Here is a 13,040-nt window from a genome sequence, read left to right on the forward strand (position 1 = left end):
AATGCCGCCTCGCATGGCGACGCTTTGCACAGCGTCGCCTTTTTGCTTTCTGTTGCGTCTGTTGCTGTTTGCAATAAATCCGGCGCAGAGCGCGTCAGCCTCGAAAAAACCCTTTATATGCGGCTTTTTCTGCCCGCACGGCCCGTATCACCGCGATGTGTCAGGCGGCGCTTGCGCTCGCGGTTTTCGCCTCGCGCGGTTATCCTGTAGCGCGCCCCCAGGCAAGTTCTGTGGGGAATCACTACACAACCGATGCAGGCATTCGCGCCCGCATCGCTACAGGAAATTCGCTGTGAGCCTGAGACTGCCTATTGTCGCCATGCTGGTCGCGTGCATCGCGCTCACCGCGTGCGACGACCAACAGAGCGAGCGCGCCGTGCAAAAAATCAAGGACCTGTTCAACGCCGTGAAGCCCGACGCACTGCTGCTCAAGAACATGACGCCCGGCGTCACGACCGAAGCGCAGATCCGCGAGCAGATGGGCAAGCCCGAAACCGAACGTACCTATACCGACGGTTCCAAACGCTTCGAATATCCACGTGGTCCGCAAGGTTTGAATACGTACATGGTAAATATTGACCGTGACGGTAAACTGCAATCCATCACGCAGGTGTTGACCGCAGCGAATTTCGGCAAGATCCGCATCGGCATGACGGAAGACGAGGTGCGGCGGCTGCTCGGCAAACCGGGCGAGGTCGCGGTCTTTCCGCTCAAGCCGGAGACGGTGTGGAGCTGGAAGTGGCGCGAAGGCGGTGTGACGGAAGAAGGCATTTTCAACGTGCACTTCGACCAGAATCACCAGGTGTACACAACGTCGCGTTCGGATGTCGTGCGCGGGCGCTAGAAGCAACGAAAAACAGAAAGACGGGGGCATCATGATACGTCGACGTCGATACAGCCGTATCGGGCTGGTGTTGGGAGGCGGCGCGGCACGTGGCTGGGCGCATATCGGCGCGATTCGCGCGCTGCACGACGCGGGCATCAAGCCCGACGTGGTCTGCGGGACCTCGATCGGCGCGCTGGTCGGCGCCGTCTATGCGAACGGCGATCTCGACTGGCTGGAAGAGTGGGTGTCGCGGCTCACGTGGCAGACAGTCGTGCGCCTGCTCGATCTGCGCCTGTCGGGCGGCTTGCTCGGCGGGCGCAAGGTGATCCAGCTGTTCGCCGACAAATTCAACGGCCGGTCCATCGCGCAGCTGAACATGCCGTTCGCGGCGGTGGCCACCGAACTCGACACGGGCCGCGAAAGCTGGCTGCAGGACGGCAGCGTCGTCGACGCCGTGCGCGCGTCGATTGCGATTCCCGGCATTTTCACGCCGGTGTGGCACAACGGCGTATGGCTCGTCGACGGCGGCCTGAGCAATCCGGTGCCGGTGTCGGTCGCGCGCGGCATGCGGGCGGACTGCGTGATCGCGGTGGATCTGAACAACGACATTCTTAACGGACGCGATTTCGGCGGCGCGGTGGTGGACACGCCCGCCCTCGATCCGAGCGCGCCGACGCCCGTTTCGCTGCGCCGTAACGGCAAGCCGTGGCCGCGCTGGCTCGCGCCGGCCGAGGAGCGCGTCACTGACGACGTACGCGTGCCGCCCGCGCCCAGCGCCCGCGTGCCCTCCATGTTGAGTTCGATCGCGCAAAGCATCGACATCATGCAGGTGCGGATCACGCGTAGCCGCCTTGCGGGCGAGCCCGCGGACATCCTGATCCAGCCGCGCCTTGGCGGCATGGGCATTTTCGACTTTCATCGCGCGGCGCCGGCCATCGAGGAAGGGCGCGCCGCGGTCGAACACATGCTGCCCGCCATTCGCGCGCGGCTCGGCATGGAGTAGCCGCAACGGCGCGCCGGGCCTCGGTCCGGCTGCGCTTCTCGCGCGCCGCTTCACGTTGCGCGAAGCGCGCGCCGTCTATCGAAAAAGCGACCTCAAACTTGCGAAATCGCTGCCGGGCATGCCCGGCGCGCCTGGTATGGCTTGGCGGGAGGCCCCGCAACATCAGGCGCTGCAGGCTGGACCGCGCCTCACGAGTCGCTTGTTGCAACGCAGCAAACTTCGCGCCCGCCTTTGAGAATTTAATTTTCGCTTGCGAGACTCCGCGCCATGCCTGATGAGCCGGGGTGGCATGAGCCGGCTGCATCCGGGCACCCTCAAACGAACCTGGATGGAGACACGCGTGGTGCTATACGGCTTTGGTCCGGTGTTGCTGGCCGGCACGATCCAGACCGTCGAGCTGTCGGTCCTGTCGCTCGCGGCCGCCGTGCTGCTCGGGCTGGCGGGCGCGGCGGCGAAACTGTCCCTTAACCGGCCGTTGCGCGCGCTCGCCACCGGCTACACGACCTTGATCCGCTCGGTGCCTGACCTCGTGCTGATGCTGCTGCTGTTCTACAGCATCCAGATCGCGGTCAATAATCTGACCGACGCGCTCGATCTGCCGCAGTTCGACATCGACCCGTTCGTGGCCGGCGTGCTGACGCTCGGCTTCATTTACGGCGCCTATTTCACCGAGACGTTCCGCGGCGCATTCCTCGCCGTGCCGCGCGGCCAGCTCGAAGCGGGCAGCGCCTACGGCATGAGCGGCGCGCGCGTGTTCGCGCGCATTCTGTTTCCGCAGATGATGCGTTTCGCGCTGCCCGGCATCGGCAACAACTGGCAGGTGCTCGTGAAAGCGACGGCGCTCGTGTCGATCATCGGTCTCGCGGATGTCGTCAAGGCCGCGCAGGACGCGGGCAAAAGCACCTTCAACATGTTCTTCTTCATCCTGATCGCGGCGCTCATTTATCTCGCGCTGACGACCGTTTCGAATCTTGCGCTGATCTGGCTGGAACGCCGCTATTCGATCGGCGTGCGGCACGCGGAGCTTTAAGACCATGATCGAGATTCTCAACGAATTCTGGCGCGCGTTTCTCTACTGGGACGGCCAACGCATGTCCGGACTCGCGGTGACGCTGTGGCTGCTGGTCGCCTCCGTCGGCATCGGTTTCTGTCTTGCGATTCCGCTCGCGGTGGCGCGCGTGTCGAAAAAGCGCTGGCTCTCGACGCCGGTGCGTCTTTATACGTATGTGTTTCGCGGCACGCCGCTGTACGTGCAACTGCTGCTGATCTATACCGGCATGTACAGCCTCGAATTCGTGCGCTCGCACCAACTGCTGGACGCGTTTTTCCGCAGCGGCTTTCACTGCGCGATTCTCGCGTTCGCGCTGAACACCTGCGCGTACACCACCGAGATCTTCGCGGGCGCCATCCGCTCCACGTCGCATGGGGAAGTGGAAGCGGCGCGTGCCTACGGCATGAGCTGGTTCACGATGTACCGCCGCATTGTGATACCGTCCGCGCTGCGCCGCGCGTTGCCGTTGTACAGTAACGAAGTGATCCTGATGCTGCATGCCACCACGGTCGCGTTCACGGCCACGGTGCCGGATATCCTGAAGGTGGCGCGCGACGCGAATTCGGCCACCTATCAGTCGTTCGACGCATTCGGCCTCGCGGCGCTGATTTACCTTGTGGTGTCGTTTGCACTCGTCGCGCTGTTCCGCCGCGCAGAGCGTCACTGGCTTGGTTATCTGGCGGTGCGCACGCACTGAGCGCGCCCGTGTTCGCAGCAGGCGGCGCACAAACGCGCGCCGTCGCACGTTGATCCGTATTTTGAAAGGGAGAGCATCTTGCTCCATACCACGCAAACCCAGGCTTGCAAGCTCGCCGTGCAGGACATCCACAAGCGCTATGGCGATAACGAAGTGCTCAAGGGCGTGTCGCTGAATGCGAACAAGGGCGACGTGATCAGCATCATCGGCGCGAGCGGCTCGGGCAAGAGCACCTTCCTGCGCTGCATCAATTTTCTGGAGCGGCCGAACGCGGGGCAGATCGTCGTCGACGGCGAAGCGGTCAAGACGAAGACGGACCGCGGCGGCAATCTCGAAGTCGCCGATCACAAGCAGTTGCAGCGCATTCGCACGAAGCTCGCGATGGTGTTTCAGCACTTCAATTTGTGGGCGCATATGAATGTGCTCGAGAACGTCGTCGAGGCGCCGATTCACGTGCTCGGTGTGCCGCGCCGCGAAGCGGAAGACCGGGCGCGCGAATATCTGGAGAAGGTGGGCCTCGCGCCGCGCGTCGAAAAGCAGTATCCGTCGCATCTGTCGGGCGGGCAGCAGCAGCGTGTGGCGATTGCCCGCGCCCTCGCGATGAACCCGGATGTGATGCTGTTCGACGAACCGACTTCCGCGCTCGACCCGGAACTCGTCGGCGAAGTGCTGAAAGTCATGCAGAAGCTCGCGGAAGAAGGGCGCACCATGATCGTCGTCACGCATGAAATGGGTTTTGCGCGCAACGTGTCGAACCATGTGATGTTCCTGCATCAGGGCCGCACGGAAGAAGAGGGCCTGCCCGCGGAGGTATTGAGCGCACCGCGCAGCGAGCGGCTCAAGCAGTTCCTCTCCGGCAGCCTCAAATAACGCGCCGCGCGCAGCGTCCTACGTCAACCGATGGCCCGCACGTCCAGTCCCGCCCGCACCACGCAGGTCGCAATCGTCGCATTGCCGCCTGTGTCGATGTCGGGCGTCGGGCCGATTGTCGACGCGCTGAATCTGGCCAATGAAATCGACGGCCGCGCGCTGTACCGCGTGCAGGTCTGCTCGTGGGACGGCCGAGCGGTGCCGCTCGCGGGCGGCGCGCAATGGCCTGCCGATGCCGCGTTCGGTGACGCGATTGCATGCGACTGGCTGATTGTCGTCACCGAACGGTTTCAGCAATTTGCCGACTACCGGCTCTTTCTCGCGAGCCTCGCGCGGGTCGGGCAACGCACGCCGCTCGTCACCGGCATCCACCACGGCGTGTGGTGGCTTGCGATGGCGGGGCAATTGTCCGGCTATCGCGTGAGCGTCAACTGGGAGACGTATCAGCAGTTCGCCGAGCAGTTCGAGCGCTCCATCGTCACCCAGCAGATTTTCGAAATCGACCGCGATCGCGCGACCTGCGCGGGCGGTCAGGCCACCGTCGACTTCATGCTCGCGATGATCGGCCGCGAGCACGGCCCGGAACTCGCGGACCGTATCGCGGACACGCTCGGCGTGGGCGTATTGCGCGCCGGCGAGGAGCGTCAACGCATTCCGTTCGTGACCGCGCCGGGCGAGCGCCATCCGCGGCTGAACGATGCATTGCTGCTGATGGAAGCGAATATCGAAGACCCGCTCACGACGGACGAAATCGCGGGTCTCGTCGGCGTCTCGCGGCGGCAACTGGAGCGCCTGTTTCGCCAGTATCTCGGCTCCATGCCGTCCAAATACTATCTGGGCCTGCGGCTTTCCAAAGCGCGCACGCAATTGCAGCGCACGAGCAAGTCGGTCGTGCAGATCAGCCTCGCTTGCGGGTTTTCGTCGGCAGCGCATTTCTCGAATGCCTACCGCGAGCGCTTCGGGGTGACGCCGCGCGAGGATCGCCGCAACTGGATCGACCGCCAGACCGGCGCAAGCGGCGCGGCGGCGAGCGAGCCGCGCGCGGGCGCGTTGATCGAACGGCCGGATTTCGCGGATTGAATTGCGCGACACGTCGCCGTTGTGCGCGTGACGATGGAACCCCACAGAAAACGTCGCCTATGCGCAAGACGCCGCGCGCACGGTTTCCTACACTACGTGTATTACCTCTCACCTGTAACGAGGATTTGCCATGAACGACCTGACAGTGACACGCAAAACCTTCGACGAAGTCATGGTGCCGGTGTTCGCGCCCGCCGCCTTCGTGCCGGACCGCGGTCTCGGCTCACGCGTCTGGGATACGCAAGGCCGCGACTATATCGACTTCGCCGGCGGCATCGCCGTCACCGCGCTCGGTCATGCGCATCCCGAACTGCTGAAAGTTTTGCACGAGCAGGGCGGCAAACTGTGGCACATCGGCAATGGCTACACGAACGAGCCGGTGCTGCGTCTGGCCAAACGCCTGGAAGATCTCACGTTCGCCGACCGCGCGTTCTTTGCGAACTCCGGTGCCGAAGCGAACGAAGCCGCGCTCAAACTCGCGCGCCGCGTCGCGTTCGATCGCCATGGCGCCGACAAATTCGAAATCGTCTCCTTCACGCAGTCGTTTCATGGCCGCACGTTCTTCACCGTCAGCGTGGGCGGCCAGTCGAAGTATTCGGAAGGCTTCGGGCCGGTGCCGCAAGGCATCGTTCATTTGCCGTACAACGACATCGAGGCCGCGAAACAGGCCATCGGCGCGAAAACCTGCGCGGTCATCGTCGAGCCGATCCAGGGCGAGGGCGGTGTGATTCCGGCCGATCCGGCGTTCCTCAAGGCGCTGCGCGAAGCGTGCGACCAGCACGACGCGCTGCTCATTTTCGACGAAGTCCAAACAGGCGTGGGCCGTAGCGGCTACTTCTACGCGTACCAGGACACCGGCGTCACGCCCGACATTCTCACCACCGCCAAGGCGCTCGGCAACGGCTTCCCGATCGGCGCCATGTTGACCACGAACGAACTGGCCGCGCATTTCAAGGTCGGTGTGCACGGCACGACCTACGGCGGCAATCCGCTCGGCTCGGCCATCGCGGAGAAGGTGGTCGAACTCGTCAGCGATCCGAAGCTTCTGGAAGGCGTGCGCACCCGCAGCGACGTGCTGAAAGGCCACCTGGCGAAGCTCAATGAACGCTTCGGCCTCTTCAAGGAAGTGCGCGGCAAGGGCTTGCTGATCGGCGCCGAACTGACGGACGCTTACAAGGGGCGCGTAAAAGATTTCGTCACGGCCGCGGGTCAGCACGGCGTGATCATGCTGATGGCGGGACCGGACGTGCTGCGCTTCGTGCCGTCGCTGATCATGCCGCTCGACGACATGAACGAGGGCTTCGAGCGGCTCGCCAAAGCCATCGCCGAAGTGATCGGCGCAAAGGCCGAAGCGACGTCGAAATAAGGGGCCCCCGAAACCGGCGGTGCGCGCAAGGCACATCACCGCACCGCACCGACTCTGGGTCCACCCATGCGTCACATTCAACAGGAACGATGATGCTCTTCGTACGCCCCGGCCGCCTCGCCGATCTCGATGCGCTCGAACATATGGCGCGCACCGCCCAGCCGGTGCTGCATTCACTACCGCACGACCGGCGCGCGCTCGAAGCACGCGTCGCGCTGTCGGAAGACTCGTTTCGCGCGGACGTCGATTTTCCGGGCGAGGAGTTCTATCTGTTCGTGCTTGAAGACAGCGAGACCGGCAAGCTGATGGGCACGGCGAGCATCGTCGCGGCGGCGGGCTACTCGGATCCGTTCTACGCGTTTCGCAACGACGCGCTGATTCATGCGTCGCGCGAACTGCACGTGAACCGCAAGATTCACGCGCTCACCATGTCGCACGAACTGACCGGCAAGAGCCGGCTCGCGGGCTACTACATCGACCCGTCGCTGCGCGGCGACGCCGCCGCGCACCTGCTGTCGCGCGCGCGGATGATGTACATCGCCGCGAATCGCAAGCGCTTTACGCCAGAGGTGTTTTCGCTGCTGCTCGGCGTGACCGACGACAAGGGCGTGTCGCCATTCTGGGAAGCGGTGGGGCGCAAGTTCTTCGGGCGCGATTTCGCCGACATCGAAATCGAGTCGGGCGGGCGCAGCAGAACGTTCATCGCCGAAGTCATGCCCACCTATCCGATCTATGTGCCCTTGCTGCCCGAGGCGGCGCAGCGCGTGCTCGGCGAGCCGGATGCGAACGCGTTGCTCGCGTATGAGATCCATCTCGAAGAAGGCTTCGAGACCGACCGCTTCATCGACATTTTCGACGCCGGCCCAGTGCTCACCGCGCAGGTGGACCGCAGTGCCTGCGTGACGCGCAACGAAACGCGCGTCGTGCGCGAGAGTGCGGCGCCCGCGAGCGGCTCGGCTTTTCTGATCGCGCACAACGGCGCGGACGGTGAGTTCCGCTGCGTGCTCGGCGATCTGCCGGCCGGTAAGAACGAAGGCGCGCCGCTCGCGCAGGCGGCACGTGCCGCGCTCGGCGTGCAGGACGGCGACGCGGTGCGTTGCGTGCCGCTGCATGAGCCGCAAGGCGACGCGCAGAACCAACAAACGGGAGACGCGCAATGATCGTCGTTCGCGTTGTGCAACGAGGCGATGTCGACGCTTTGATGCGGCTCGCGCAGGAAACCGGCCCCGGGCTCACCACCTTCAAGCCGGATCGCGAGGCACTCGCCGCGCGCGTCGAGCGGGCGCGCCGCACGATGGAAGACAAAGCCGCGCCGCATGAGGCAGGCTACTTCTTCGTGATGGAAGACACGCAAACGGGCGATGTCGCGGGCGTCTGCGGAATCGAAACGGCGGTCGGCCTGCAGCAGCCGTTCTACAACTATCGCGTGAGCACGGTGGTGCACGCGAGCCAGGACCTCGGCATCTGGACGCGCATGCGTGCGCTCAACATCTCGCACGACCTGACGGGTTACGCCGAGGTCTGCTCGCTGTTCCTGAGCCCGCGTTATCGCACGAGCGGCGTGGGCGGCTTGCTGTCGCGCTCGCGCTTCATGTTTCTCGCGCAGTTCCGCGAGCGCTTTCCGCAGCGTTTATGCGCGGAATTGCGCGGCCATTTCGACGAGCAGGGCACGTCGCCGTTCTGGCGTGCGGTTGGTTCGCACTTCTATCAGATCGACTTCAACGCCGCGGACTACCTGAGCTCCCATGGGCGCAAGGCGTTTCTCGCGGAGCTGATGCCGCGTTATCCGGTATATGTCGAGTTGTTGCCGGAAGAGGCGCAGCAATGCGTCGGCCTCACGCACAGCGACACGATTCCGGCGCGCCGCATGCTCGAAGCGGAAGGGCTGCGCTACGAGAATCACGTCGATATTTTCGACGCCGGTCCGGTGCTCGAATGCCATATCGCCGACTTGCGCACGGTACGCGAAAGCGTGGTCGTGCCGGTGCAGATCGCCGAGGTGCCGGCGGGCGCGCCGCAGGATGCGCCGCGTTCCATGGTGTCGAATACGTCGCTCGGCGATTTTCGCGTGGGCGTGGCCGCAGGCGTGCCGCAAGACGGCGTGTTCCACATGAATGCGCGGGAGGCGTCGGCGCTCGGCGTCAAGTCAGGCGACCCGGTCCGGGTACTGCCGCTGAAACACAAACAGGGATGATCATGAGCGAGCTTTTTATCGACGGCGAATGGGCCGCCGGCACGGGACCCGCATTCGCGTCGCGCAACCCGGGTACGGGCGCGACGGTTTGGGAAGGCAATAGCGCGTCCGCCGGGGACGTGGAGCGCGCCGTGCGCAGCGCGCGCCGTGCATTTGCCGCCTGGTCGGCGCTCGGTCTCGACGACCGCTGCGCGGTGGTGCGCCGCTTCGCGGCACTCGTCACCGAGCGCAAGGAAGCGCTTGCCGAAGCGATCGGCCGGGAGACCGGCAAGCCGCTGTGGGAAGCGCGGACCGAGGCGGCGTCGATGGCCGCGAAAGTCGAGATCTCGATTCAGGCCTACAACGAGCGCACCGGCGAAAAGCGTTCGGCAATGGCGGACGGCACCGCGGTCTTGCGGCATCGTCCGCATGGCGTGGTGGCCGTGTTCGGGCCGTATAACTTTCCCGGACACCTGCCCAACGGGCACATCGTGCCGGCGCTGATCGCAGGCAATGCGGTGGTGTTCAAGCCCTCGGAACTGGCGCCCGGCGTTGCCGCGCTGACCGTGCGGATCTGGCGCGACGCGGGTTTGCCTGCGGGCGTGCTGAATCTCGTGCAAGGCGAGAAGGACACGGGCATTGCACTGGCGAATCACCGGCAGATCGACGGACTCTTTTTCACTGGTAGTTCGGACACCGGAACATTGCTGCATAAGCAGTTTGGCGGACGCCCCGAAATCGTGCTCGCGCTCGAAATGGGCGGCAACAATCCGCTCGTGATCGGCCCGGTCGCGGACATTGACGCCGCCGTGCATCACACGATCCAGTCGGCGTTTCTGTCGGCAGGGCAGCGCTGCACCTGCGCGCGCCGTATCTTCGTGTCGAACGACGCGGCCGGCGAGCGCTTTCTCGCGCGCTTCGTGGAGGTCGCGTCGCGCATCCGCGTCGGCGAATACAACGCCGAACCGCAGCCTTTCATGGGCGCGGTGATTTCGGCGCGCGCCGCGTCGCGGCTTGTCGAGGCGCAGGAGCGGCTGCTTGCCGGCGGCGCGCGGGCGTTGCTGAAAATGGAGCAACGCGATCCGAAGCTCGGTTTCGTCACGCCGGCCATTCTCGATGTGACCGCCGTTGCGGATCTGCCCGACGAGGAGCACTTCGGACCGCTCGCGCAGATCATCCGCTACGGCAGCTTCAACGAGGCGCTCGAACAGGCCAACGACACGCAGTTCGGTCTCTCCGCGGGCCTTCTCGCCGACGACGAAGCGCTGTGGACGCATTTCCAGCGCACCATCCGCGCGGGCATCGTCAACTGGAACCGGCCGACCAACGGCGCCTCGTCCGGCGCGCCGTTCGGCGGCCCGGGCCGTTCGGGCAATCACCGGCCGAGCGCCTATTACGCAGCCGATTACTGCGCGTATCCGATGGCGTCTGTCGAAAGCGCGCAACTGCAAATGCCCGCGAGCGTCTCGCCGGGCCTTCAATTCTAAGGATCGACGATGCAAGCCACTGAAGCCAATTTCGACGGCCTGGTCGGCCCGACGCACAACTACGCGGGGCTGTCGTTCGGCAATGTCGCGTCGCAGAACAACGAGAAGTCCGTTGCGAACCCGAAGGCGGCCGCGAAGCAAGGCCTGCGCAAGATGAAGCAGCTGGCCGATCTCGGCTTTCACCAGGGCGTGCTGCCGCCGCAGGAGCGTCCGTCGATGCGTCTGTTGCGCGAGCTCGGTTTTTCGGGCGACGACGCGACGGTGATCGCGCGCGTCTCGAAGAACGCGCCCGAGCTGCTGGCGGCGGCGAGTTCGGCCTCCGCCATGTGGACCGCCAATGCGGCAACCGTGAGTCCGTCAGCCGACACGCAGGACGGCCGCGTGCACTTCACGCCGGCTAATCTGTGCAGCAAGCTGCATCGCGCGATCGAACACGAATCGACACGCCGCACGTTGCGCGCCATTTTCAGCGACGCCGACCGCTTCGCGGTGCACGAAGCCTTGCCCGGCACGCCCGCGCTCGGCGACGAAGGCGCGGCGAATCACACGCGTTTTTGCTCCGAATACGGTGCCCGCGGTGTCGAATTTTTCGTCTATGGCCGCAGCGAATATCGCCGCGGGCCGGAGCCGAAACGCTTCCCGGCGCGGCAAACGTTCGAGGCGAGCCGGGCGGTTGCGCATCGTCACGGTCTGCTCGAAGAGGCGACGGTGTATGCGCAGCAGAGCCCCGAAGTCATCGACGCGGGTGTTTTTCATAACGACGTGATCGCGGTCGGCAATCGCAATACGCTCTTCTGCCACGAGCTCGCGTTCGTCGAACAGAGCGCCGTGTACGACGAATTGCGTGCGAAGCTCGCGGGCCTGAATGCCGAATTCAACGTGATCCAGGTGCCGGACGCGCAGGTGAGCGTCGCGGACGCCGTCTCGTCGTATCTGTTCAACAGCCAGTTGCTGACGCGTCCCGACGGCAAGCAGGTGCTGGTCGTGCCGCAGGAGTGCCGCGAAAACCCGCGCGTGGCGGCGTACCTCGACGACCTCACGTCGCATACGGGTCCCATCGACGAGGTGCTCGTGTTCAATTTGCGCGAGAGCATGAAAAACGGCGGCGGTCCGGCGTGCCTGCGTCTGCGCGTGGTGTTGAACGACGCCGAGCGCGCGGCGGTCACGCGAGGCGTGTGGATCGACGACACGCTGTTCGGCCGGCTCGATACGTGGATCGAAAAGCATTATCGCGACCGTCTCGCGCCGGCCGATCTGACCGATCCGCAATTGCTCGCCGAGTCGCGCACCGCGCTCGACGAACTCACGCAGATTCTCGGACTCGGATCGCTCTATGACTTCCAGCGCTGAGCGCGGCGAGGCGAGCGCGATGCTCGCGGATTTCCTCGGCTACACGCTCGCGGGCACGCGGCCGGCCGCGAGCGCGATGCAAGGCACGTGCACCGGCGGTGTGCGCTGGTCGTGGCAGGGCGACGGCGTGCTGCTGATGCAGCCCGCCACGCTCGCTGCGAACGCGCCGAGCGTGCTTGCGTCGGCCGGCGTGCATGGCGACGAAACCGCGCCCATCGAACTGCTTTCGTATCTGGTACGCGACATCGCGCGCGGCGCGGCCGACTTGAGCTGCCGTCTGCTGGTGATTCTCGGCAACGTCGAGGCGATGCGCGACGGCTGCCGTTATCGCGACGATGATCTGAACCGCCTCTTCAGCGGCCGGCATCTGCAGTTGGCGGCGAGTCACGAGGCGCCGCGCGCCGCTGCGCTGGAGCAGGCGGCCGTGCAGTTTTTCGCTGCGGCTTCAGAAGAGCCCAGCGCGCGCTGGCATATCGACATGCACACGGCGATCCGCGCGTCCGCGTTCGAGCGCTTCGCGCTGCTGCCGCATACCGGCAGACCGTTTTGCCGTGCGATGTTCGAGTGGCTCGGGCAAGCGCAAATCAGTGCGGTACTGCTGCACACCACGAAGGGCAACACCTATTCGCATTTCACCGCGCAGACGTGCGGCGCGAACGCGTGCACGCTGGAACTCGGCAAGGTGCGCCCGTTCGGCCAGAACGATCTCACGCGCTTTGCGGGCGCGGACGCGGCGCTGCGTCAACTGATCGCCGGAACGAATGGGCGCGAAGACGGCCCCTTGCCGCGCGCTTTCACCGTGATCGACCAGATCACGAAGCAAAGCGATGCGTTCGAACTGCTGGTCGCGCCCGACGTCGCGAACTTCACGCCCTTCACGAAAAACACCTTGCTCGCACGCGATGGCGACTATCGCTACGTCGTCCGGCACGACGAGGAGCGCCTCGTGTTTCCGAACGCCACGGTCAAGCCCGGCTTGCGCGCCGGCCTGATGGTGATCGAGACGACGCAAGACACGCTGGCCGCGCTGGTTTGACGGCGCTGGTTTGACCGCGCCGAGGTAGAGGAATCCCGGCGCCTGCACCTGCCGTGTTTGCGCCAGCGCGACATCAAGTTGCAGCTTTGCACGCCGCGCGT

Annotated in this window: 12 protein-coding genes; all 12 read left to right on the top strand. The window is 65.0% G+C overall.

All coding sequences use genetic code 11. The annotated features are described in order from the left end of the window. Positions 1-292: 292 nt before the first annotated feature. The 12 genes from bamE to astE all read left to right on the top strand — a co-directional run bounded on the left by bamE (position 293) and on the right by astE (position 12,939). A complete protein-coding gene (gene bamE, locus HV711_RS16905) occupies positions 293-844 on the top strand; it encodes an outer membrane protein assembly factor BamE domain-containing protein (RefSeq protein ID WP_035478677.1) in 552 nt (183 codons plus the stop codon). 31 nt (positions 845-875) lie between these two features. Further along, entirely contained in the window at positions 876-1,829 is a 954-nt protein-coding gene (locus HV711_RS16910; protein ID WP_013587957.1) for a patatin-like phospholipase family protein, read from the top strand. 340 nt (positions 1,830-2,169) lie between these two features. Next, entirely contained in the window at positions 2,170-2,859 is a 690-nt protein-coding gene (locus tag HV711_RS16915; protein WP_028361041.1) for an ABC transporter permease, read from the top strand. 4 nt (positions 2,860-2,863) lie between these two features. After that, complete coding sequence (locus tag HV711_RS16920; RefSeq protein ID WP_013587959.1) at positions 2,864-3,577, top strand: ABC transporter permease; 714 nt, start codon at positions 2,864-2,866, stop codon at positions 3,575-3,577. 78 nt (positions 3,578-3,655) lie between these two features. After that, positions 3,656-4,447 (top strand): ABC transporter ATP-binding protein, encoded by a 792-nt coding sequence (locus HV711_RS16925; protein WP_013587960.1) that lies wholly within the window; start codon positions 3,656-3,658, stop codon positions 4,445-4,447. 30 nt (positions 4,448-4,477) lie between these two features. Next, positions 4,478-5,527, top strand: coding sequence for a GlxA family transcriptional regulator (locus tag HV711_RS16930; RefSeq protein WP_013587961.1), 1,050 nt, complete (start codon positions 4,478-4,480; stop codon positions 5,525-5,527). 130 nt (positions 5,528-5,657) lie between these two features. Beyond that, a complete protein-coding gene (locus HV711_RS16935; protein WP_035478678.1) occupies positions 5,658-6,893 on the top strand; it encodes an aspartate aminotransferase family protein in 1,236 nt (411 codons plus the stop codon). A 92-nt stretch (positions 6,894-6,985) separates the two neighbouring features. Continuing rightward, entirely contained in the window at positions 6,986-8,053 is a 1,068-nt protein-coding gene (aruF, locus tag HV711_RS16940) for an arginine/ornithine succinyltransferase subunit alpha (RefSeq protein WP_013587966.1), read from the top strand. Further along, a complete protein-coding gene (astA, locus tag HV711_RS16945) occupies positions 8,050-9,087 on the top strand; it encodes an arginine N-succinyltransferase (protein WP_035478679.1) in 1,038 nt (345 codons plus the stop codon). The genes aruF and astA overlap by 4 nt, the downstream gene beginning before the upstream one ends. A gap of 2 nt (positions 9,088-9,089) precedes the next feature. After that, positions 9,090-10,553, top strand: a complete 1,464-nt coding sequence (astD, locus tag HV711_RS16950) for a succinylglutamate-semialdehyde dehydrogenase (RefSeq protein ID WP_035478717.1) — start codon at positions 9,090-9,092, stop codon at positions 10,551-10,553. A 9-nt stretch (positions 10,554-10,562) separates the two neighbouring features. Further along, positions 10,563-11,903, top strand: a complete 1,341-nt coding sequence (gene astB, locus HV711_RS16955) for an N-succinylarginine dihydrolase (RefSeq protein WP_035478680.1) — start codon at positions 10,563-10,565, stop codon at positions 11,901-11,903. Next, positions 11,887-12,939: a succinylglutamate desuccinylase gene (astE, locus tag HV711_RS16960; RefSeq protein ID WP_035478681.1), complete on the top strand. Its 1,053-nt coding sequence runs from the start codon at positions 11,887-11,889 to the stop codon at positions 12,937-12,939. Before astB ends, astE begins: the two co-directional genes overlap by 17 nt. Positions 12,940-13,040 lie beyond the last annotated feature (101 nt).

Source organism: Paraburkholderia phenoliruptrix (assembly GCF_902859825.1).
In the GTDB taxonomy this organism is placed as follows: domain Bacteria; phylum Pseudomonadota; class Gammaproteobacteria; order Burkholderiales; family Burkholderiaceae; genus Paraburkholderia; species Paraburkholderia phenoliruptrix.